This window comes from Bacillus sp. FSL P2-0069 (assembly GCF_038593315.1).
GTDB classification, from domain to species: domain Bacteria; phylum Bacillota; class Bacilli; order Bacillales; family Bacillaceae; genus Bacillus; species Bacillus safensis.
In genome coordinates, this window is the sequence record NZ_CP151984.1 from 1,818,913 (window position 1) to 1,843,024 (window position 24,112).

17 protein-coding genes are annotated in these 24,112 nt (G+C 45.6%); 6 read left to right on the plus strand and 11 right to left on the minus strand.

What is annotated here, in order from left to right; genetic code table 11:
- Positions 1-16 precede the first annotated feature (16 nt).
- Genes NSQ34_RS09165 through NSQ34_RS09175 form a run of 3 tightly spaced genes read left to right on the plus strand, consistent with a single transcriptional unit; the run spans position 17 to position 3,711 of the window.
- The gene (locus NSQ34_RS09165; RefSeq protein WP_098677260.1) at positions 17-1,501 is read left to right on the plus strand and encodes a spore germination protein; all 1,485 of its coding nucleotides are present in this window, start codon (positions 17-19) and stop codon (positions 1,499-1,501) included.
- Positions 1,502-1,513: 12 nt separating this feature from the next.
- On the plus strand, positions 1,514-2,614 hold the full coding sequence (locus NSQ34_RS09170; RefSeq protein WP_041117651.1) for a GerAB/ArcD/ProY family transporter: 1,101 nt from the start codon (positions 1,514-1,516) through the stop codon (positions 2,612-2,614).
- Positions 2,611-3,711 carry a Ger(x)C family spore germination protein gene (locus NSQ34_RS09175; protein ID WP_046311370.1) on the plus strand — a complete coding sequence of 367 codons (1,101 nt, stop codon included), beginning with the start codon at positions 2,611-2,613 and terminating at the stop codon, positions 3,709-3,711. Before NSQ34_RS09170 ends, NSQ34_RS09175 begins: the two co-directional genes overlap by 4 nt.
- Positions 3,712-3,717: 6 nt before the next feature.
- Here the strand turns inward: NSQ34_RS09175 and NSQ34_RS09180 are convergent, their stop codons facing one another.
- Together NSQ34_RS09180 and NSQ34_RS09185 are read right to left on the minus strand one after the other, a co-directional pair.
- Positions 3,718-4,416, minus strand: a complete 699-nt coding sequence (locus tag NSQ34_RS09180; RefSeq protein ID WP_254001727.1) for a hypothetical protein — start codon at positions 4,414-4,416, stop codon at positions 3,718-3,720.
- Between the two features lie 366 nt (positions 4,417-4,782).
- The gene (locus NSQ34_RS09185; RefSeq protein ID WP_034284049.1) at positions 4,783-5,013 is read right to left on the minus strand and encodes an excisionase family DNA-binding protein; all 231 of its coding nucleotides are present in this window, start codon (positions 5,011-5,013) and stop codon (positions 4,783-4,785) included.
- Between the two features lie 322 nt (positions 5,014-5,335).
- Here NSQ34_RS09185 and NSQ34_RS09190 point away from each other — a divergent pair, with 322 nt between their 5' ends.
- Positions 5,336-5,938, plus strand: coding sequence for a DedA family protein (locus NSQ34_RS09190; protein ID WP_034284052.1), 603 nt, complete (start codon positions 5,336-5,338; stop codon positions 5,936-5,938).
- Between the two features lie 38 nt (positions 5,939-5,976).
- On the opposite strand, the gene NSQ34_RS09195 is transcribed toward NSQ34_RS09190, so the two are convergent.
- Entirely contained in the window at positions 5,977-6,798 is an 822-nt protein-coding gene (locus NSQ34_RS09195) for a uroporphyrinogen-III synthase (RefSeq protein WP_098677244.1), read from the minus strand.
- A gap of 142 nt (positions 6,799-6,940) precedes the next feature.
- On the opposite strand from NSQ34_RS09195, the gene NSQ34_RS09200 reads away from it, so the two are divergent.
- Positions 6,941-7,561: a GPR1/FUN34/YaaH family transporter gene (locus NSQ34_RS09200; protein WP_024425703.1), complete on the plus strand. Its 621-nt coding sequence runs from the start codon at positions 6,941-6,943 to the stop codon at positions 7,559-7,561.
- Positions 7,562-7,599: 38 nt separating this feature from the next.
- Here NSQ34_RS09200 and NSQ34_RS09205 read toward each other — a convergent pair whose 3' ends face one another.
- On the minus strand, positions 7,600-8,619 hold the full coding sequence (locus NSQ34_RS09205) for an LLM class flavin-dependent oxidoreductase (protein ID WP_034284055.1): 1,020 nt from the start codon (positions 8,617-8,619) through the stop codon (positions 7,600-7,602).
- A gap of 173 nt (positions 8,620-8,792) precedes the next feature.
- Here NSQ34_RS09205 and NSQ34_RS09210 point away from each other — a divergent pair, with 173 nt between their 5' ends.
- Complete coding sequence (locus NSQ34_RS09210; protein WP_342501077.1) at positions 8,793-15,836, plus strand: hypothetical protein; 7,044 nt, start codon at positions 8,793-8,795, stop codon at positions 15,834-15,836.
- 21 nt (positions 15,837-15,857) lie between these two features.
- Here the strand turns inward: NSQ34_RS09210 and NSQ34_RS09215 are convergent, their stop codons facing one another.
- The 7 genes from NSQ34_RS09215 to nirB form a co-directional block, all read right to left on the minus strand.
- A complete protein-coding gene (locus tag NSQ34_RS09215; RefSeq protein ID WP_098677729.1) occupies positions 15,858-16,418 on the minus strand; it encodes a CatB-related O-acetyltransferase in 561 nt (186 codons plus the stop codon).
- 64 nt (positions 16,419-16,482) lie between these two features.
- Positions 16,483-17,850, minus strand: coding sequence for an MATE family efflux transporter (locus tag NSQ34_RS09220; RefSeq protein ID WP_098677730.1), 1,368 nt, complete (start codon positions 17,848-17,850; stop codon positions 16,483-16,485).
- A gap of 25 nt (positions 17,851-17,875) precedes the next feature.
- Positions 17,876-19,360 carry a D-alanyl-D-alanine carboxypeptidase/D-alanyl-D-alanine-endopeptidase gene (dacB, locus tag NSQ34_RS09225; RefSeq protein ID WP_098677731.1) on the minus strand — a complete coding sequence of 495 codons (1,485 nt, stop codon included), beginning with the start codon at positions 19,358-19,360 and terminating at the stop codon, positions 17,876-17,878.
- A 126-nt stretch (positions 19,361-19,486) separates the two neighbouring features.
- Entirely contained in the window at positions 19,487-20,461 is a 975-nt protein-coding gene (locus NSQ34_RS09230; RefSeq protein WP_098677732.1) for a pectinesterase family protein, read from the minus strand.
- A gap of 88 nt (positions 20,462-20,549) precedes the next feature.
- Positions 20,550-21,251, minus strand: a complete 702-nt coding sequence (locus NSQ34_RS09235; protein ID WP_024422641.1) for a DUF421 domain-containing protein — start codon at positions 21,249-21,251, stop codon at positions 20,550-20,552.
- Between the two features lie 66 nt (positions 21,252-21,317).
- Positions 21,318-21,641 (minus strand): nitrite reductase small subunit NirD, encoded by a 324-nt coding sequence (gene nirD / locus NSQ34_RS09240; RefSeq protein WP_024422642.1) that lies wholly within the window; start codon positions 21,639-21,641, stop codon positions 21,318-21,320.
- A 23-nt stretch (positions 21,642-21,664) separates the two neighbouring features.
- Complete coding sequence (gene nirB / locus NSQ34_RS09245; RefSeq protein ID WP_098677733.1) at positions 21,665-24,076, minus strand: nitrite reductase large subunit NirB; 2,412 nt, start codon at positions 24,074-24,076, stop codon at positions 21,665-21,667.
- Between the last annotated feature and the right edge of the window lie 36 nt (positions 24,077-24,112).

Sequence of the window (24,112 nt, forward strand, 5' to 3'; positions counted from 1 at the left end):
GAAGGAGCTGGTTCAAATGCTGAAGAAAAACAAACAACACAAGGACTCAAATTCAGTATTTGAAGCATTATCACGTTCTGCTGATTTTACAAATGAGCTGTCTCGAAATGGAGATTTCCTGTATAGGATTTCCTTTTTTCGTTCGTTAATTAATGGACATCTTCTACATGAACAAATCCTCCCCTCCCTCAAACAACTGCATCTGACACCCACTCTTGAAGAGCTGAAAGAACGAATTCCCATTGAGCAGGCTGTCATCACGAGCGATCTTCAAAAAGTGGAAGAAGCCCTTCACCGGGGCAGCATTGCCATTAGACTTGAGACAGACTGGGGCAAAACGCTTCTTTTGCCGATTGAAGAAAAGAAAGGCAGACAAGTAGGTCCGCCTGAGATTGAATTTGGCATTATCAGTGCTCAGGAAGCATTTGTGGAGGTTTTAGATACCAATTTAAATTTGGTCAGGCGGCGGCTGCCGACGCCTAACCTGAAAGTTGAGGAAAAGACGGTTGGTACGCTGTCTCAAACAAAAGTAGCCGTGTTATATATTGAAGAAATCGCCAACCCGGAAAACATCGAAACGGTTCTTCAGCGAATTGAGGACGTTAATTATGATCAGATTTCAGATGCGAATTACCTTGCTCAAATGCTTTATGATGTGTCCAATACGATCTTTCCGTTGTTTTTGAATACAGAAAGACCCGACCGCGTGTCTTCAGGCTTATCAGAAGGGAAAATTGCCATATTAGTGGATGGTTCGCCTCATGTCTTGCTTGCCCCGACTATTTTACTTGAGTATTTTTCCACTATGGAAGACTATAATATGTCATGGATTGCGGCTTCTTGCTTTAGGCTGTTACGCATATTTGCTGTGATATTTTCCATTTTTGCGACACCTTTATATGTAGCCGTTTTAACCTTTCATTATGAGCTGATCCCAAAGGATTTATTAGAAACCATTGTGTCCTCGCGCTATCTTGTGCCATTTCCTCCGATCATTGAGGCACTATTTTTAGAGATTTCGATTGAATTACTAAGAGAGGCTGGATCCAGGCTTCCGACAAAGGTAGGACAAACACTCGGGATTGTTGGCGGGATCGTCATTGGACAGGCGGCGGTGGCAGCGGGCTTAACAAGTAATATCCTGCTGATTATTGTGGCATTGTCTGCTCTAGCTTCCTTTGTCACCCCGATCTATAAAATGGGAAATGCCATCCGGCTTTTGAGGTTCCCTTTTCTATTTGCAGCACAGGTTTGGGGAGCCTTAGGAATTTCACTGATGGGCGCTTTTCTGATCACCCATTTGATGAAATTAACCACTATTGGGCAGCCATACCTTGAACCCATTTATCCACCTCGTCTAGCTGATTTAAAGAGCAGTTTGATTCGCCCTCAGCTTCGCTTTTTGAATAAAAGGCCGGATAATTTACGCGGACAAAATAGAACCATTCACCAGCCAAAGCCTAAGCAAGGCCGGAAGGGGAAAAATGATTTTTATGAATAAGGAAGTGAAGGCATGAGCTCTTCTTCTGTCAAAGAGAAATTTCAAATATCCCCTTTTTTTGTGTTTTTTCTCATTAATGCCAATCAAGTAGGTGTCGGCATTTTAAACTTTCAAACGAACCTTGTCCGTTCCATGAATAATGACGGATGGATCGCCATTCTAATTTCTGGCATCAGTGTCAATGTGATGATCTTTCTGATTTACTTGATGTTTAAAAAGGCTCCTTCGGATGAATTTGTTCATATTACAAAATTCGTATTTGGTAAATGGATTGGGCAATTATTCAATATTCTCTACATCTTATACTTTTCATGTTTGTCGCTTACTGTCCTCGTCCATTATATGGATGTAATCCATGTGTGGCTGTTTAAAGAAATTCCGGGTTTTTTGTTTGCTGCTGTACTGCTTGTGCTAGTGTATTACATTCATACCGGCGGCTTTAGAACCATTGCAGGATGGGCGTTTTTTAGCATTATACTCACATATTGGATGACGTTTATTTGCTTTTACGTCATGAAATATAGTCACATTCGCTTTATGTTTCCAATGTTTGATCATACATTCTCGCAGCTGGTAATGGGTCTCAAAGATGCCTCCTTACCCATGTTTGGTTTTGGAACGCTGCTTGTCTATTATCCCTTTATTAAAAAAGCACAAACGTCACAAAAATTTGCCCACATGGGAGCATTATTCACGACATGCTTAAATTTACTTGTCTTTCTCGTATCCATTGCGTATTATTCGAGTGCTCAGCTTAAATTAACAAAATGGCCAACATTGACGTTAACAAGCATTGTGAAACTTCCCTTCATTCAGCGCTTTGAATTTATTGAAGTGTCTCTTTGGCTGCTTCTTATTATTCCAAATATCGCGATTCCATTATGGGCTGCGAGCCGAATGGCGAAACAAGTATTTCATACAAGCCAGCGCGTCAATTTAATCGGTCTCAGCATTCTCATTCTGATCATGTTTTCGTTTTTTGCCGGTGCAACTTCTTTTGAAACCTTTAATCAATGGGTGGAATATAGCGGATTCATTCTGATCTATGGATTGATTGTCTGTATGGTCATTGGACTGATGCTGAAAAAAAGGTGGGTGAAAAAACGAACATGAAACAGTATGTACTCATAGGTCTTATGTTGTTTAGTCTTTTGTTAACTAGCTGTGCACAGCCCCGGCTATTAGATGAATTAAATATCTCTCAGGCGGCAGGATTTGATTTAATGGAAGATGGCGAAATGAAGGGCTTTTTTGTCTTTCCCGTCTTTAAAAGTGAAGAGCAAGGCAGCTATCAAATATTAAGTGCAAAGTCAAACACGATTAGTAATATCCAATTTCTCGTGTCAGAAAAATCGCCTTTTCCGGTGGTTATGGGCCAGGTGCTCGTTATTTTAGTCAGTGAAAAGTTAGCAAAAGAAGTCGGCATGATCGATTTAATGAATTACATTTATCGTGATCCTATTATTGGTTCACGCCAAGTGTTTGCGATTGTTGGCGGAGAAGTCGAAGAATTATTATACACAAAAATGAATCAAACGAACTTAAATATAGGTGTATATCTCTCTGATCTGTTAGCGCAAAATATGCGAAATGGCAATGAGCCAGTCACAAATCAGCATATTTTTATGAATCAGATGATGGCAAAAGGGGTCGATGCTTATCTCCCTTACATTGAAAGAACAAGCAATGCCATCAAGGTCTCGGGCGTTGCTCTATTTGATCAAGAAAAAATGGTGGGTCATATTCCAGGAGAAGACACGTTCACATTTAAAGCGATGATTGAAAATCATAAAAATGGCATCTATGAGTTTCAATTGCAAGATCGAGCGAAGACTCATGTTGTCATTGAAAATATCAAATCACATGTGTCTTACCAGATCAAACCGACGAAAAACCTAACAAAAAAGCCTCATATCACGATAGATATCAAACTAAAAGGCGAATTAAAAGAATTCATGAAGTCCAAAAAAATCGATAAACCGAATATATTGGACCAAGTCGAAAAAGAAGTTGAAAAACGTATCACTCAGCAAGGAGAAGATCTTGTACAGTCCTTTAAAAAGCAAAACATAGACCCGCTTGGACTGGGCCTTAGATATAGATCAAAAGACAAGGCAATGACACCAGAAAAATGGCAAGACATTTATCCTGATGCGGATGTAAAAGTGAAATGCCGCATGAAAATTGTTCAAACGGGAGTCAGCCAATAAAAGGGCTTATTCAAATATGTCTTGTTTGTTCTCCAAGATTTTGGACACTTTCATTTTCACTCGTGGAACCTGATCTTTTTGATTAACATCATGTAAAATCTTCTCTACTTCATTTTTATCAGTTTTAAGGATTTTAGGTGAAAATTGTTCCACAAGAGCCGGTCCATTCCCTTTTGCACAGTTTGCCATTGTATCTAGTGCAATGAAGCAGAAAGGTCTTCCTTTGTTTAGCCAAGATTTCATTCTTTCCCAGGTTGGACAGCTGACGGCTGCCAGCCTTCCCCACTGATCGTGAAAATGGGTGCAATTTGACTCCATCCAATCCAATATTTTGTGAGAACGGAAACGGTGCAGGCAAATAAAAGCCTCTAACGGCAATTCTTTTTCACTGATCGATTTCATTTTTTTCAATATATGGTGTAATCCCTCATCTTCTGGCAAACAGCTGGCTGCTGCCCACAAAAGCGGATAAAGGAATTCTTCGTCCGCCTGATCCAAAAGTTCTCTTACCCATTCAGCGGCAACTGTACCTAGAACATCAGCTGCGATTTCTAACATTCGTGATTTCACTTCGGCATGCTCCGTTTCATAAAACCTACTATGAACAGAATCCAAGATTTTTTGCCGGTCGTGCTGTTTCAGCGCATCGATGACATCATCCTCAAGAAACCATCTAGTAATTGAAAAGTCTATTAAAGACGCCAAATCATGCCTAACGACGTGTAATGTTGGTGCTTTCTCACTTTTGGTGACGATGACGTCCTTCTCTGATTGGAAAGCCTGTCCGTCCTCTCCATAAAAATCATCGTGCAGTAAAAATTGGTTAGGAGAATGGAGAACGGAGAACGGCTAAGTGATAAGGCTGTTTCGGTTCATCAGACGCTTCTACAACATTCATTTCGTTTTTTTGACAGGCTTCACATAAAGTAGTTGTCCCCACCATTTTCACTTCCTTTTACTGCTAATGATTGTCATTCGAGAAAGAGCGGAAACCATTTGAGCATAAGTTAATATAAAGATTATTCTTTCTACATTGATCCATGTTGAATCAATTGAAAAAATGACAATATTCTAATCTTCATCCTTTACATCGGGGTCTTCCGGAATCGGTTCATTTAAGATCTCTTGGACGAGCTCTTTATATTGTTCGAGCTGCTTTAAATGCGTTTGAAACTGCCCTTGATAAATAAGATAAGATTCCCCGTCAAATACGTAACGGATCTTTTTTTGCTGGATTAATTTTTTAATATACGCTTCTGATACTTCCAAGTATTCAGCTGTTTCTGCAATTGTTAAATACATGTTTGTGCACCACCCGTTCGTTTCATCTAGCAAATTATATCATGTTCTGCTGAAAAAACGGATGCAGCCTATTCTTTTATGGTGACTATTTTTCACATAGCAAGTAGATCGTCTAAATGCCGGCAAATATGGTATGATAAAATCTGCTAGACGAGAGCTTTTTAACATAGACTTGATGAAAAAGCCAGGTTCAGTGGTGTCTGTATGAGCCGCAAGCCATGCTGGCATATATAGAAAGCATACTCATGAGAAAAGCAAAACAAGCATAGGCTCTTATAAGGATGCTTGAAGAAAAATCGTATTTAAAGGCAGAGTGAAATGAATGGGAACCTTTTTTAATGAAATTTTAACCTGGCTGACAAGCCTTGGTTATGTAGGTGTAGCACTAGGGCTGATGATTGAAATCATTCCGAGTGAAATTGTACTTGCCTATGGCGGATATATGGTGTCAACAGGCACAATTGGTTTTGTAGGAGCTGTGATTGCCGGCGTCATCGGTGGTACGCTCGCCCAGTGTTTTATTTACTGGATCGGTCTGTACGGCGGAAGACCTTTTTTAACAAAGTATGGAAAGTATTTGTTCATCCATGAACATCATATCGCGACTGCAGAGCGCTGGTTTGACCGGTATGGAACCGGTGTAGTCTTTACCGCCCGCTTTATCCCTGTTGTCCGTCATGCCATCTCGATTCCAGCGGGTATTGCCAAGATGCCTTTTTTGAAATTCGTTTTCTTAACAGGATTAGCTGCCATCCCTTGGTCTATCTTATTTATCTATCTTGGCATGCAGCTTGGGACAAAATGGGATCATATTCAAAGTGTTGCTCATGCTTATACAACCCCTATTATGGTCATTGCCATTGTCCTGATTGTTCTCTACTTTGTACTCAAAAAAATTCGGACGAATCGAAAACGGACAATCTAACCAAAACGCCTTTCACTGATCTGGTGAAAGGCGTTTTTTTATGAGTGTGCTGATTGTTTTTCCATATATCGGGATAGCTCTATTATCATTGCACCCATTCTCTCAAGTGACGGGGCAAGAATTCGGTCTATTCCCTCTTCTTTTAAAGCTTCAGCAGTGACTTTCCCGACGGCTACTGCAAGCACGTGCTGCTCGAATAATGCTTGCAATTCTTCTTTTCTTCCCCATTCTGCAGCTAGTTTGAAAAAGGCGTGAACTTGGACAGCGGTTGTAAAACAAACGGCATGAACTTGTCCATCTTTCATTTCTTTCAGCAGCGTTTCAGCTGCCTCTGGTTCAGGAGGTGTGTGCTGATATGGTAAAAGCGGCAAAACATCTGCCTCTTTTTCATGTAAAAACTGAATGAGAGCTGGTGCATTTTCACCATGAAGCTGCACCATCACACGTTTGCCTTGAAATTCCTTGTCTTCAAGCTTTGAAATCAAGTCACGAACTGTACCGTCTTCATCAGAGACCTCAGGCTGAATTCCGCGTTTTTTCAAAGCAGCAAAGGTTTTGTACCCTCTTGAAGCAATATGGGCATTTGATAGAATGTTCATAAATTCTTTACCAAGCTGCAGCTCTTGTGCACTCTCAATCAATGTATCTGTACCGATGCCTGTTGTCAAGATCACCCAGTCGGCCCCTTGTTTCACAAAGGTTTCTATGCCTGGCTTTAATTCCTCTTTGGCTAAAAATACGGTTCCTTGAAGAGAACGAATAACGGCTTGTCCCCCTTGCTTTTCGACAAGTGTACGCATTTCTTCTGTTTTTCTCGTTCCACAAATGGCAATCGTTTTTCCAGATAAGCCCTTCCTCATTTTATCCCTCTTTTTCTATCACATTTGATATGTATTAAATATAGATTTATTTGGAAGACGATGCAAGTGTCTACTAAAAAAGAGCTTGACGTTTCTATCGAATTCGAGTATCTTTTGTAAGTGCAAATTGTAGGAGGTCATTATGGAAAAACAGAATGTTCAAGCAATTCGATTATCAATTGCAGACCCAACACCACTTGGTTTGTTTGGTTTAGCAATGGTGACGCTCGTTGCGTCCTCACAAAAACTAGGAATCACAGATGGCACTTCCCTTATTTTACCTTGGGCTATCTTCCTTGGAGGAATCGCGCAGCTGATCGCGTCCATACAAGATTCAAAGCATCATAATATTTTTGGAGCCACTGCTTTTGGCGCATTCGGTCTTTTCTGGATGGGCGTTGGAACAACTTGGCTCATTCAAGCCGGCGTTTTTGGGAAAACGCTTGCGGGAGCAGCAGATCCAAAACAGTTAGGTTTTGCGTTTATTGGTTATTTGATTTTCAGCTTGTTTATGACGATTGGTGCAATGGAAACACATAAAGTATTATTTTTGATTTTCGTCTTTATTGATTTCTTATTCATTGGTCTTTCCCTTAGCACTTTTGGTGTGATGTACGATGTGACTCATACCATGGCTGGTATTGCAGAATTGATTATTTCCCTGCTTTCATTTTATGGTTCTGCAGCTGTTGTCCTTAATACACATTTTGGCCGTATTGTTCTGCCAATCGGACAACCATTTCGCATTTTTACAAAAGCTTAAATAAAAAAGAACTGCTCTGTGCAGTTCTTTTTTTATGTTTATTTTTCTTGTGCCTCTTGAAAGATCTCTCCGATGATTTCATACGAACGCATTCTTTCTTGATGATCGAACATATCAGAATTAATCATCACTTCATCTGCTTGTGTAGCTTCAATAAAGGCTTCTAATTCTATTTTTACTTTTTCTTTATCCCCAATGATAGTCGAGCTTAATTGTTCATCCACCATCGCCTTTTCATATGGACTCCAAAGACCGTCCATGCTGTCGACAGGCGCCTTCAGTTTTCCTGGTGTGTTGCGAATGAGACTTAAAAACCGCTGATAATGAGAGGTTGCCAAGTATTCAGCCCGTTCTGTTTCATCTGCAGCAAAAACCGTCACACCGACCATGGCATAAGGCTCTTTTAATACATCAGAAGGTCTAAATGACTGTCTGTACAACTCTAACGCAGGAATTGTATTTTTAGGTGAGAAATGTGCTGCAAAGGCAAATGGTAATCCAAGTTCTCCTGCAAGTCTGGCGCTAAAACCACTTGAACCAAGGAGCCAAATCGGAATGTCCAGACCTTCTCCTGGAACAGCTCTTACATGTTTTTTAACCTGACCGGTCGGCTTGAAATATTGACGAAGTTCTTCAAGCTGCTCTGGGAAATCTTCTCCGTTATGAAGATTACGTCTAAGCGCTCTTGCTGTTAACTGATCCGTCCCTGGTGCTCTGCCAAGACCTAAATCAATTCTCCCTGGATACAATGTCTCAAGTGTGCCAAATTGTTCGGCAATGACAAGTGAAGAGTGGTTTGGCAGCATAATCCCGCCAGATCCTACTCGGATTTTTTCGGTTCCTCCCGCAATATATCCAATTAAAACAGACGTTGCAGAGCTCGCTACCCCTTCCATGTTATGGTGTTCTGCCAGCCAGTATCTATGATAGCCCCACTTCTCCGCCTTCTTTGCTAAATCCATACTACGATCAAAAGATTCTTTAATGGTACCTCCTTCTGTCACTGAGGATAAATTTAAAACGGAATAGGCTTTGCCTTGTAAAACTGATTGACTCATAAATGATGTCCCCATTTCTGTCAAAAATCATACTATTTTATACTTTCAACACCATAACACAAATCCATGAAAGATTTAAATGATTTGATTCGATGATTTTCGAAATGATGATTTCCTAGGTTTTACTTCCAATTTGAAAATTTGCACATAGAATGAAATATCAATTCTAGGAGATGGGCAATTTGTACAATCAATTCGAACACAAATGTCCCTTTTGCGGTAAATACCATGAACAGCCTCATTACAAAAGATCACGTCATGACCGTCCTCGAAAAAGAGACTGTCCATTCATTAAACAAGAATATCCAACACAAAAGATATCTCAAGGGAATCAACCTTGCCAGATTGCAAAAGGAATAAAACAATCAAAACCAAATCAAAGAGCTGGACCAAGAGGCCCGGCAGGCCCAGCAGGTCCCCCTGGACCAACCGGACCTACTGGACCTGCTGGCGGGTTAACCGGCGCTCTTCCTTTTGATCCCTCACAATCACAAGATTACGATGCAGGGCAAGTGGTCACGTTTAATGGCAGTACTTACATTGCCAATGTTGACGCTCCATCAGGAATACCTGGACTCTCCCCCGACTATACCCTTTTGGCTGCTTCTGGAGAAACTGGGCCTACGGGGCCTACTGGGATCGGATTAATTGGTGTTGAAGCCTATGACCCTGTTATGGCAACAACATATTCAGTAGGGCAAGTGGTCACTTATGGTGGTGGTACGTATATAGTGGATTCTGCACCACCTTCAGGTACGCCAGATACGTCGTCAGATTACACACTTTTAGCAGCACCAGGTGAAACTGGGCCTGCAGGCGCTACGGGGATCACCGGTTCAACTGGACCTACTGGTGCCACCGGGATCACCGGTTCAACTGGACCTACTGGCGCTACGGGGATCACTGGAGATACTGGGCCTACGGGTGCGACAGGTATTACTGGATCAACTGGCTCTACCGGCGCTACGGGGATCACTGGATCAACTGGACCTACCGGGGCCACTGGTATCACTGGTTCAACTGGACCTACTGGTGTGACGGGGATCACTGGAGCTACCGGTCCTACGGGTGTCACGGGGATTACTGGACCAACAGGTCCTACTGGTGTGACGGGGATCACTGGAGCTACCGGTCCTACTGGCGCTACGGGTATTACTGGAGCTACTGGGCCTACGGGGGCAACGGGTATCACTGGAGCTACCGGTCCTACCGGGGCCACGGGTATTACTGGAGCTACTGGGCCTACGGGGGCAACGGGTATCACTGGAGCTACCGGTCCTACTGGTGCCACCGGTATTACCGGATCTACCGGTCCTACTGGTGTCACTGGTATTACTGGACCAACAGGTCCTACTGGTGTGACGGGGATCACTGGACCTACCGGACCTACCGGTGCCACGGGCATCACTGGATCTACCGGTCCTACTGGTGCCACGGGGATTACTGGATCTACCGGTCCTATTGGTGCCACCGGTATTACCGGATCTACCGGTCCTACTGGTGTGACGGGGATCACTGGACCAACAGGTCCTACTGGTGTGACGGGGATCACTGGATCAACTGGACCTACTGGTGCCACCGGTATTACCGGATCTACCGGTCCTACTGGTGCCACGGGGATTACTGGATCTACCGGTCCTATTGGTGCCACCGGTATTACCGGATCTACCGGTCCTACTGGTGTGACGGGGATCACTGGACCAACAGGTCCTACTGGTGTGACGGGGATCACTGGATCAACTGGACCTACTGGTGCCACCGGTATTACCGGATCTACCGGTCCTACTGGTGCCACGGGGATTACTGGATCTACCGGTCCTATTGGTGCCACCGGTATTACCGGATCTACCGGTCCTACTGGTGTGACGGGGATCACTGGACCAACAGGTCCTACTGGTGTGACGGGGATCACTGGAGCTACCGGACCTACTGGTGCGACAGGTATTACTGGATCAACTGGCTCTACCGGCGCGACGGGGATCACTGGATCAACTGGACCTACTGGTGCGACAGGTATTACTGGATCAACTGGCTCTACCGGTGCCACGGGCATCACTGGCTCAACTGGACCTACTGGTGCCACGGGGATTACTGGAGCTACTGGTCCTACTGGCGCCACGGGCATCACTGGTTCAACTGGACCTACTGGCGCCACGGGCATCACTGGTTCAACTGGTCCTACCGGTGCCACGGGGATCACCGGTTCAACCGGACCTACTGGTGCGACGGGTATTACTGGAGCTACGGGTCCTACGGGTGCGACGGGTATTACTGGAGCTACGGGTCCTACGGGTGCGACAGGGATTACCGGAACTACTGGTGATACAGGGGCCACGGGCATCACTGGTTCAACTGGACCTACTGGTGCCACCGGTTCAACCGGAGCTACCGGTCCTACTGGTGTCACTGGTATTACTGGACCAACAGGTCCTACTGGTGCCACGGGGATTACTGGAGTTACTGGTGATACAGGGGCCACGGGCATCACTGGATCAACTGGACCTACTGGTGCCACCGGTTCAACCGGAGCTACCGGTCCTACTGGGGCCACGGGGATTACCGGATCTACCGGTCCTACTGGTGCCACCGGTTCAACCGGAGCTACCGGTCCTACTGGTGTCACTGGTATTACTGGACCAACAGGTCCTACGGGTGCGACGGGTATTACTGGAGCTACTGGTCCTACTGGCGCCACGGGGATCACCGGTTCAACCGGACCTACTGGTGCGACGGGTATTACTGGAGCTACGGGTCCTACGGGTGCGACAGGGATTACCGGAACTACTGGTGATACAGGGGCCACGGGCATCACTGGTTCAACTGGACCTACTGGTGCCACCGGTTCAACCGGAGCTACCGGTCCTACTGGTGTCACTGGTATTACTGGACCAACAGGTCCTACTGGTGCCACGGGGATTACTGGAGTTACTGGTGATACAGGGGCCACGGGCATCACTGGATCAACTGGACCTACTGGTGCCACCGGTTCAACCGGATCTACCGGTCCTACTGGTGTCACTGGTATTACTGGACCAACAGGTCCTACGGGTGCGACGGGTATTACTGGAGCTACTGGTCCTACTGGCGCCACGGGCATCACTGGTTCAACTGGACCTACTGGTGCCACGGGGATCACCGGTTCAACTGGACCTACCGGTCCTACTGGTGTCACTGGTATTACTGGACCAACAGGTCCTACGGGTGCGACGGGTATTACTGGAGCTACTGGTCCTACTGGCGCCACGGGCATCACTGGTTCAACTGGACCTACTGGTGCCACGGGGATCACCGGTTCAACTGGACCTACCGGTGCCACGGGGATCACCGGTTCAACCGGACCTACTGGTGCGACGGGTATTACTGGAGCTACGGGTCCTACGGGTGCGACGGGTATTACTGGAGCTACTGGTCCTACGGGTGCGACAGGGATTACCGGAACTACTGGTGATACAGGGGCCACGGGCATCACTGGTTCAACTGGACCTACTGGTGCCACCGGTTCAACCGGAGCTACCGGTCCTACTGGTGTCACTGGTATTACTGGACCAACAGGTCCTACTGGTGCCACGGGGATTACTGGAGTTACTGGTGATACAGGGGCCACGGGCATCACTGGATCAACTGGACCTACTGGTGCCACCGGTATTACCGGATCTACCGGTCCTACTGGCGCCACGGGGATTACTGGAGCTACCGGTCCTACTGGCGCCACGGGGATTACCGGATCTACCGGTCCTACTGGTGCCACCGGTATTACCGGATCTACCGGTCCTACTGGTGTCACTGGTATTACTGGACCAACAGGTCCTACTGGTGTGACGGGGATCACTGGAGCTACGGGTCCTACTGGTGCGACAGGGGTTACCGGAGCTACGGGTGATACAGGGGCGACGGGTATCACTGGATCAACTGGACCTACTGGTGCCACCGGTTCAACCGGATCTACCGGTCCTACTGGTGTCACTGGTATTACTGGACCAACAGGTCCTACGGGTGCGACGGGTATTACTGGAGCTACTGGTCCTACTGGCGCCACGGGCATCACTGGTTCAACTGGACCTACTGGTGCCACGGGGATCACCGGTTCAACTGGACCTACCGGTCCTACTGGTGTCACTGGTATTACTGGACCAACAGGTCCTACGGGTGCGACGGGTATTACTGGAGCTACTGGTCCTACTGGCGCCACGGGCATCACTGGTTCAACTGGACCTACTGGTGCCACGGGGATCACCGGTTCAACTGGACCTACCGGTGCCACGGGGATCACCGGTTCAACCGGAACTACTGGTGCGACGGGTATTACTGGAGCTACGGGTCCTACGGGTGCGACGGGTATTACTGGAGCTACGGGTCCTACGGGTGCGACAGGGATTACCGGAACTACTGGTGATACAGGGGCCACGGGCATCACTGGTTCAACTGGACCTACTGGTGCCACCGGTTCAACCGGATCTACCGGTCCTACTGGTGTCACTGGTATTACTGGACCAACAGGTCCTACTGGTGCCACGGGGATTACTGGAGTTACTGGTGATACAGGGGCCACGGGCATCACTGGATCAACTGGACCTACTGGTGCCACCGGTATTACCGGATCTACCGGTCCTACTGGCGCCACGGGGATTACTGGAGCTACCGGTCCTACTGGCGCCACGGGGATTACCGGATCTACCGGTCCTACTGGTGCCACCGGTTCAACCGGATCTACCGGTCCTACTGGTGTCACTGGTATTACTGGACCAACAGGTCCTACTGGTGTGACGGGGATCACTGGAGCTACGGGTCCTACTGGTGCGACAGGGGTTACCGGAGCTACGGGTGATACAGGGGCGACGGGTATCACTGGATCAACTGGACCTACTGGTGCCACCGGTTCAACCGGATCTACCGGTCCTACTGGTGTCACTGGTATTACTGGACCAACAGGTCCTACGGGTGCGACGGGTATTACTGGAGCTACTGGTCCTACTGGCGCCACGGGCATCACTGGTTCAACTGGACCTACTGGTGCCACGGGGATCACCGGTTCAACTGGACCTACCGGTGCCACGGGGATCACCGGTTCAACCGGACCTACTGGTGCGACGGGTATTACTGGAGCTACGGGTCCTACGGGTGCGACAGGGATTACCGGAACTACTGGTGATACAGGGGCCACGGGCATCACTGGTTCAACTGGACCTACTGGTGCCACCGGTTCAACCGGATCTACCGGTCCTACTGGTGTCACTGGTATTACTGGACCAACAGGTCCTACTGGTGCCACGGGGATTACTGGAGTTACTGGTGATACAGGGGCCACGGGCATCACTGGATCAACTGGACCTACTGGTGCCACCGGTATTACCGGATCTACCGGTCCTACTGGCGCCACGGGGATTACTGGAGCTACCGGTCCTACTGGCGCCACGGGGATTACCGGATCTACCGGTCCTACTGGTGTCACTGGTATTACTGGACCAACAGGTCCTACTGGTGTGACGGGGATCACTGGAGCTACGGGTCCTACTGGTGCGACAGGGGTTACCGGAGCTACGGGTCCTACTGGTGTAACGGGTATCACTGGAGCTACCGGACCTACTGGTGCCACGGGGATTACTGGAGCTACCGGTCCTACTGGTGTGACGGGGATCACTGGACCTACCGGTGCCACGGGGATTACTGGAGCTACTGGACCTACTGGCGCCACGGGCATCACTGGTTCAACTGGACCTACTGGTGCTACGGGGATCACCGGTTCAACTGGACCTACCGGGACCACGGGGATCACTGGAGCTACCGGACCTACTGGTGCGACAGGTATTACTGGATCAACTGGCTCTACCGGCGCGACAGGGATCACTGGTTCAACTGGCTCTACCGGTGCCACGGGCATCACTGGTTCAACTGGACCTACTGGTGCCACGGGGATTACTGGAGCTACTGGTCCTACTGGCGCCACGGGCATCACTGGATCAACTGGACCTACTGGTGCCACCGGTATTACCGGATCTACCGGTCCTACTGGCGCCACGGGGATTACTGGAGCTACCGGTCCTACTGGCGCCACGGGGATTACCGGATCTACCGGTCCTACTGGTGCCACCGGTATTACCGGATCTACCGGTCCTACTGGTGTCACTGGTATTACTGGACCAACAGGTCCTACTGGTGTGACGGGGATCACTGGAGCTACCGGTCCTACTGGTGCGACAGGGGTTACCGGAGCTACGGGTCCTACTGGTGTAACGGGTATCACTGGAGCTACGGGTCCTACTGGTGCCACGGGGATTACTGGAGCTACCGGTCCTACTGGTGTGACGGGGATCACTGGAGCTACCGGTCCTACTGGTGCCACGGGCATCACTGGATCAACTGGACCTACGGGTGCGACAGGGATTACCGGAGCTACTGGTGATACAGGGGCCACGGGCATCACTGGACCAACAGGTCCTACTGGTGTGACGGGGATCACTGGAGCTACCGGTCCTACTGGTGCCACGGGGATTACTGGAGCTACTGGCTCTACCGGCGCAACGGGGATCACTGGTTCAACTGGACCTACTGGTGCGACAGGTATTACTGGATCAACTGGCTCTACCGGTGCCACGGGGATTACTGGAGCTACTGGACCTACTGGCGCCACGGGCATCACTGGTTCAACTGGACCTACTGGTGCTACGGGGATCACCGGTTTAACTGGACCTACCGGGACCACGGGGATCACTGGAGCTACCGGACCTACCGGGGCCACGGGTATTACTGGACCAACAGGTCCTACTGGCGTGACAGGTGTCACTGGGGCTACTGGAACAGGTGGTTTTACAGATACAGCACTTTATGCTGCTAATAGTTCTGGCCCTACCATCGTTACTGTAGCAGGAGGAACGAATATTCCTTTGCCAAACTTTCAAAACATTACTGGTTTTACAGCAAACGGCACAAGTACTGTTTTTACCGTTCTGCAAACTGGTAAATATTATATTACGTATCAAATCAACACCACTACAGCTCTTTTGATTAATACACGTTTGCTTTTAAATGGAACAACTACTATTTCTGGTTCTGTTCAATCACCTGTTATCTCAACTTCATTAATCAACAACACTGTTATTGTTAATTTAACAGCTGGTAATACCATCTCACTGCAGTTTTTTGGGGCGGTTGTCACAGCTATTTTAGTTGGCGGAGGTGGTGCTGCTGGAGCAGCCTTGACCATCATACGTCTTAGCTAAACTAAAAAAAGAAAGGCTTTTTCAGTCTTTCTTTTTTATGTCTTCTATTACATTTATACACTGTTCAATATCATACGATTGCAAAAGATGAAAAATAGATTGGATGATTGAAAACTCTAAATTCCACCATTCTAATAACTGCAGTTTTTCGATTATTTCAGATGAAAATCGATATTTCATGAGCTGCTGGGGATTTCCTGCGGCAATTGCATATGGCGGCACATCTTTTGTGATCACACTATTTGCCCCGATCACGGCCCCGTTTCCTATACATACTCCTGACATAATCGTTGCACCATATCCAATCCATACGTCATGTCCAATATGAACATCCCCCTTCGATTTGGGATGTCCTTTAATATGGGCAGCTTCTTTAAAAATTTGATTAAACGGATACGTTGTGACCCAATCAGTACGGTGTTCCCCGCCTAGAAAAATTTTCACCTCGTTTGCAATGGAACAAAACTTCCCAATATGTAATGTCGTTCCTTCCCCCCAAGTCAACACTTGGAAATCTGGCCCGGCATAAGAAAAGTCACCGATATTGTACGAGCTCAGTTCACTTCTTTGATTCAAATACATAGAAGATTCGGCCTCCTTAAAAGTGAGAGATCTTCGTATGTATATGCTGCCTCACACCTTTACATTATGATTGAACAAGCGAGATAATTTGTTTTTTCTTCCATACGAGCTGATAGTAGCTGTATTGGAGGAGTAAGTTCACAAAGAAAGCAGCTGGGTAGCCAATCCATATTCCTTTAATGCCAAGAGATGTATAGTGCGATAGCACATAAGCGACTGGTACTTCTACAAGCCAAATGGAACAAATACTAAAGATCGTCGGCCAAAGAACCGTCCCGCTTGCTCTCATTGTGGCTGCAACAATTTGGGCCGTTCCAAAAATGAGATAGCTCCATAATGTAATGACGACCAAACTATAGGCAATATCTATCGTGCCAGGGTCTGTTAAAAAAATAGATAAAATCTGCGGTGCAAAAATATAAACGAAAATAATGATACATCCGCCTATGGCAAAGTTAAGACCTAACCCAATTTTAATGACATCTTTCAGTCGATTCATATTTCCCGCGCCAATGAATTGAGCTGCAAAGATCGAGACCGCAATGCCAAGGCTCACTGCCGGCATCTGCACATAACTCACGACTTGATTGACAACACCATAGGCAGCTGTTGCCTGTGATCCATAATCGTTGACGAAAGAAATAACGGCAATTTCTGATAAAGAAATGAGGATCATATTAATGCTTGATGGGATACTGAGCTTTAATAACGTTTTTAATAGATCTCCTTTCATCAATAAATGCTTTCTCACCGATGCATCAATGCGAAGCGGGTGCTTTGTCTTATATAAGTAGATGTGTAGAATGATAAATGTCACAATTGTTGAAATCACAGAAGCATACGCAGCGCCGTATAAGCCGAACGCTGGCAGTCCCAGCCATCCAAATAATAAAATGGGCAGCATCAAAATATTCGTTGCCGTACTAATCATTAAGAAATAAAATGGCGTTTTCGAATCCCCTGTCCCTCGCAAGAAGGTCGTATAAACAAAATAAAGAAATAAGATCGGCATTGAGATGAATAGAATTCTAGCATAGCCCGCACTTTCCTCCACGATATTAGCGGGTGTTCCCATAAGGTTTAAGATGTCTGTTGCGAAAAAACCTCCAATGATCGCTAAAGATACTCCGATCAAAAAAGTGAATGAAAGCGTTGTGCCAATAATTTCTTTTAATTTCTGTTCATTTTTTGCTCCATACGCTTGTCCAATAAGGATCGAGCTTCCCGATCCAATTCCAATGGAAAAAGAAACGAGTAAAAAGAAAAGCGGAAAGAATGCAGAAATGGCAGCTACTGCATCCTCTCCAATCCATCTTCCGACAAGAACAATAGACACTAATTGTCCGATCGATTGCAAAATATTACTTAGCAAAAGCGGGATGAGAAAAATGGACATGGTTTTTACTAAAGATTGATTATTATCTAACGTCATGATGGTTCTCCTTCTCTCTCTAAATCTAAAGATTCTCAGCTAGTATGCTGACAATACGGTCTTCTATCTCTTTCCCTTTTTCGTCATCAACAAGGTGATTGAATAAGATGGAAAAAGCGAGCGTTTTCCCGCCCTGCGTGTCAATATATCCAGAAAGTGTGCTGACCGTTGTTAACGACCCTGTTTTTGCACGTACTTTTTCTAGTGTAGCTGGTTCCTTCAATCTGTTTCTTAACGTTCCCCCCACCATTCGTTCACTTGCCCCTGCTAAAGGGAGCGCATGTTCATAGGTTTTAAACCATTTTTCCTTTTGAATGTTTGTCAAAAATAAAGTGAACTGGTTAGCAGAGACAAGGTTAATAGGTGATATGCCCGATCCGTCACGCAGCACTGCAAGCGAAGGATCGATGCCAAACGCAGGAAGCCGTTCATTCATGACATCCAGACCCGCTTCAAAGCTCCCTTTGTTCTTCACTTTTTTCCCTAGTTCCTTTAGCAAAATTTCTGCATGGGTATTGTTGCTTAATTTCATCATAGGAACAAGCAGCTCTGATAATGGCATCGATGTATGGGAGGCAATTTTTTTGGCTTTTTTAGGAACTTGTTTTGATTTCAGCGGTCCTTTTACTTGAATCCCTTCCGCCTTTAACGCTCGTTTCATTAAGTCTAAAGCATAGGCGGACGGATCCCATAAAGCTACCCATTGTTTAGATGAGCTCGCTTTAACAGGAATAGTCCCAGTCAACGTAATCTTGTTGGTTCCGTGAGAGCGCTTAAAAGAGATTTTCTTTTTTTCACCTTCTGGAACTGTTTTCACTTGATTGATGACTTGAGCGACATCCGTCTTTGGGATCATATCATATGCGGCTTTCTGTCCTGCTTTTTTTCCTGGTTTTACTTCGAGAATCACGGTCCCTGCATCATAATCTTGATTCGGTGAAGCCGTGAGAGCAGAAATTTGTGCCCCGTAATATTGATCCTCATCACTCCAAGGCAGGTCAATGGAGTATCTCGTGTCATCAAACCAAGTGTCATCTGCCGCAAGCTGCCCGCGAATGGTATGTATTCCGGCCTTTTTGACTTGTTTGGCAAGTGCTGCAAAATCCTCCTCTAATAAAGTCGGATCGCCGGTGCCACGAAGATAAAGGCTGCCATGTAGCGTTTTCTTTTGAATGGAACCATCCATCCAGATGTCTGTAAGGAATGTGTGTGTTTCTCCAAGTATATCAAGTGCGATGGCTGATGTGAGCAGTTTCATATTAGAAGCAGGAGTAAGACGAATATCGGCTTGATGTTCATAAAGAAGAGAGGTGTCAGAAGTATCGCGGACGCTGATGCCAGAGATCGCGCCCTCTAAATCAGGTGCTGTTCGTATGAATTCGTCTAAAGCTGTCATCCATTGAAGTGAATCGTCACGAGCTTTGAGTTGTTCATCTTTCGCTGAAAAAGGGAGAAATAAAATCGACAGGATACATATTTGTAAAAACATGAGCTGTGAAAAACGCTTCACGCAATCCCTCCTTTTTGTTGCAGCCAATTTTAGAAGAATATGTTCATTATACACAAAAGAACGTTTGTTCTCAAAGGTTTTTTAAACAGAAAAGTCAGCTTTCTTTGACGAAAACTGACAAGCCCCTTACCTCTTTTCTGGATTCCAGCCATCGGTTCCGCGAAGAACAGCCTGAACCGTGATTTGACTTGCTTCATTTTGGGTTAAAATGGTTGACCATTTTACGCGGTTTGCTGGACTGCTTCCCGCTCCTGTCGATCCAAATTCTTTATATCTGGCCGTTCTTTCATTGTCACGGTTATCCCAGTTATGCCATCCCTCTGCTTTCACATGATCATCCATTTTTGTATGAAGGAATGTTACAGCCGAATGAGGTCTCCACGGACGTCCTAAATAAACCGATTGCGCAGCTGCCGTCCCCTTTTTCAGCGTAGAGTCCATGAATACATAGCCGTACCTTTGCGCTTCTGTTGTGGATGCTGCAGTAATATACCCATTTCCAAGGCTTTTTATTTCAGCTCTTTTAAACACAGCTGTGGCTGATCCAAAAATAAAATCAACCGTGCCCTCAATATAGCAGTTTTCATAATATTGCCGCCCTGTGCCTGTTGCATAAAGTGTATCTTGATAGCCTAACACGCGTATTTGTTTGAACACAGCCCGGTCGCCAGACACATACAGCGCAACTGCCTGACCAGCATGTCTGCCAGCTGTATTTTGAAAGGTGATATTTTCTGCATAAAAATCGTTTGCACGAATCATTGTGCTTGAGCTGTTTGTTGTACTCCCAGTGCTTGCATTTGTATCATCATACGTAAGGATCGTCTTGTGCTGGTTTTCGCCAATAAAGGATACGTGTGGTTTATTTTGCGGAAGCAATATTTTTTCTTTATATACGCCATTTTTAATATAGATCGTTGCCGGTTGTTGATTGTTTGTTGGAATCGCATCAATGGCAGACTGAACGGTGCGGTATGTCCCGCTTCCCTTTTGATCAACAACAAGGACACGGTTATGCCCGGCTTCTGCTGCTTGAAGTGAAGCTGGGTCAAAAAGAAAGAAAGACAAGACCATGACCATCCATATGTTTCTAAATTTCATCACATATCTCCCCCTCATTTTGTGAACGTTTTCATCAAACATTCTTTTTGATCCTATTCCGTACACGCACAAAAAAACACCCACGTTTTTATGTTGTGGATGTTTTTTTAGACTTTTCATATTGCATCGCATAAATCCCTTCATTTTCAATCCATTCACAAAATAGAACGTCTCGATAAGAGGAAATATGCTGCTTTTTTAATTGCTCATTCAGCCAAGATTCATCAAAGCCGGCTTCTTGAAGATCTTTTTTTAAAATTTCGCCGTCAATAATAAACGTTCTAGGCAATTTCACTTCTTTTCCCTTCACGTTCACATCTTCGGCTGTGGCTGGGGCGTATTTCATTTTCGGAAGAACGCTGACAGAGCCGTCCGTTTCCAAAATAGCATATTCAATTTCATTCAGGGCAAAATGGCCTTTTGCGCGAACCAGTGTCTGCAGCTGATTGATATCAAGCATATTTTTCTTCAACCGGTTGTAGTGAATCTTCCCCTTATCAATCACAAGAGTAGGTCTTCCTTCTAAAAAAGCGCGAATGGATTTAAAGCGCTGTGAAAGCCATTCAACTGTATAAATGAGAACGCCCCATACTGCAACAGCAAATAAAATGTGCTGAATCCTGACTTCCGGATCAAAAATAGCGTTTCCGACCATTTCGCCTAAAATGAGTGCAGAAATGAAATCAAACGGTGTGATTTGTGCAAATTGTGTTTTCCCTAATAATTTTGTAATAAAAAATAAAGCGAAAAATCCGATTAAGAGTTCAATCAAAATATTAACGAACGGCACAAAAATTCCTTCCTTTCTTGCTGCATTTATATACAGCATATACATGAAAGGAAGGATCTAAACCATTTATGAAGGCAATAAAATAAAGACATTATCCCCTTCAACGAATGTTTCATATGTTTTAACGCATCCGTGGTCTGGTGCTTGTACGTTTCCTGATGAAAGATCAATTTTCCAATCATGCATTGGACAGAAAACGTGATTCCCGCTGACCATGCCTTCAGCCAGAACGCCGCCTTTATGAGGACAGCGATTTTCAATGGCTTTGAACTGCTTATTAGAGGTTTGAAAAACAGCTAATTCAAGTGTACCGGCTTCAACTGTTTTCCCTAGCTGGAGCGGAAAATCTGATAGGGTGCCAATGTGAACTTTAACAACTGAAACTGTCATATGATCTCATCCCTTCAATTGATTTATACGGAAGCCGTCGCTTTTTGAAATAATTGTCTCGTGTCTTTTTGGCTCTCGCGAAGCTCCTGCCAAGGCTCTTCATATGTTGAAAGCGCAATGTCCATTCTTTCGATTAAGGCTGCTCGTTTTTCATCATCCAGGAGTACTGATTGAATATGATCTAACCCAAGTCGCTCAACCCAAGCAGAGGTTCTTTCTAAATAATTTGCCGTTTCTCTGTAATATTGAAGGTATGCTGCGGCCATTTGCTCTACTTCTTCTGCTGTACTGACCTTCATTAATAAATCTCCAGCCCGCAGGTGTGTGCCGCCATTTCCGCCGGCGTACAATTCAAACCCTCCATCTATCCCCACGATTCCGAGGTCTTTAATTCCGGACTCTGCACAGTTTCTCGGACAAGCAGAGACGGCCATTTTTACTTTATGCGGTGTCGCAAGACCTTCAAATTTCTTTTCAAGTGCAATTCCAAGAGCCATGGAGTCCTGCGTGCCGAACCTGCAAAATTGTTCTCCAACACATGTTTTAACTGTTCTTAAAGATTTCCCATATGCATAACCCGATGGCATATCTAGATCCGCCCACACTTTTGGTAAATCTTCTTTTTTGACACCTAGAAGATCGATACGCTGACCGCCAGTCATTTTCACAAGCGGTATTTCATATTTGTCGACGACATCGGCTATTTTCCTCAAGTCATTTGCATTGGTGACGCCGCCGTACATTCGCGGAACAACTGAATAGGTACCATCGTTTTGAATATTGGCATGCATGCGTTCATTTACAAAGCGTGAGCTCTTTTCATCTTTGTATTCAAGTGGATAAAGCATGCCTAAATAATAATTCAGTGCAGGTCGGCATTTTGAACAGCCTTCTTCTGTATTCCAGTCAAGTACATTCATCACTTCTTTGACATGCTGCAAGCCTTTTTCTTTGATTTCATGAATGACTTCATCTCGTGAAAGAGTGGTGCAGGCGCAGATGGTTTCTTTTTGGGCTGTCCGGCTTGCATCCTCACCTAGCGTATGCCAAAGAATCTCTTCGACAACAGGCTGACAGCCTCCGCAAGATCGTGAGGCACTTGTACATTGCTTGACTTCCTGAAACGTTGTTAAGCCTTCTTTCTGAATGGCTTCTACAATCTGCCCTTTTGACACGCCATTACAGCCGCAAACGATATGGTCGTTTGCCATGCTGTCAATCGTGCTTTCTTGCGCCGGATCATTGGAGGTTAAGACAGATACCTTCTCCATATCCGACATATCTATTCCTTCTTTAATGTACGAGAATAAACGAGGTCCGTCGCTTGTTTCTCCAAACATGACGGCGCCTACTAATCGGTTTTGCTGGAAGACGAGTTTTTGATAGATGCCTTTTTGTTCGTCAAAAATTTTAATCGCCTTTTTCTCATCGTTTTCAATAAAATCACCAGCTGAAAACACATCAACTCCTGATACTTTCAGCTGCGTTGACAGAACAGAGCCTTCATATGGAGCAGGGTTCAAGCCGCATACATGCTTGGCAAGTACAGTCGCTTGATCGTATAAAGGAGCAACTAATCCGTACGTTTGTCCTCTGTGTTCCACACATTCTCCGACGGCATAAATGCCTGGGACACTGGTTTCCATAAAATCATTGACGATAATCCCACGGTTCACTTCAAGCCCGCTTATTTCTGCAAGCATTTTACTCGGTTTAATTCCCGCAGCCATGACAACTAGGTCTGCCTCAAGTGTAGTACCGTCTGAAAATAATAAACCTTCTACTCTTGTATCTCCTAAAATCTCATTTGTCTGTTTTCCAAGCAGGAATTTCATCCCCTGTTCTTCTAATGCTTTTTGAAGAAGCTGTCCTGCAATAGGGTCTAGCTGGCGTTCCATTAAATGAGAGCCGAGGTGAATGACATTCACTTCCATGCCTAAGTTTAATAGACCGCGTGCTGCTTCAAGCCCAAGGAGTCCGCCTCCGATGACTGCTGCTTTTTTGTACATAGTAGAGGCATTGACCATTTCCTCAGTGTCTTGCAATGTACGAAAAGCCGTCACGCCTTTTTTATCACTCCCTGGAATTGGCAGGATAAATGGAAGTGACCCTGTTGCTAAAATCAATCGGTCATAATATACGGTCCGTCCTTGATCACTGGTGACTGTTTGGTTCTCTGTATCGATCTTCACAATGGTCTCGTTTGTAAACAGCTGAATATCATGCTTTTGATACCAGTTCCAATCGTTTAACGTAATATCTTCGACCTTCGTATCCCCTTGAAGCACTTTCGATAAAAGAATTCGGTTATAGTTAGGATGCGGTTCAGTCCCAAATACCGTCATGTCGAAACGTTCGCTGTCTGTTTTTAAAATGTTTTCAAGGCTTCGAATGCCGGCCATACCGTTCCCCACTAATACGAGTTTTTCTTTCATGATAAAACACCCCTCATGTGATCATTTTTTAGAAAG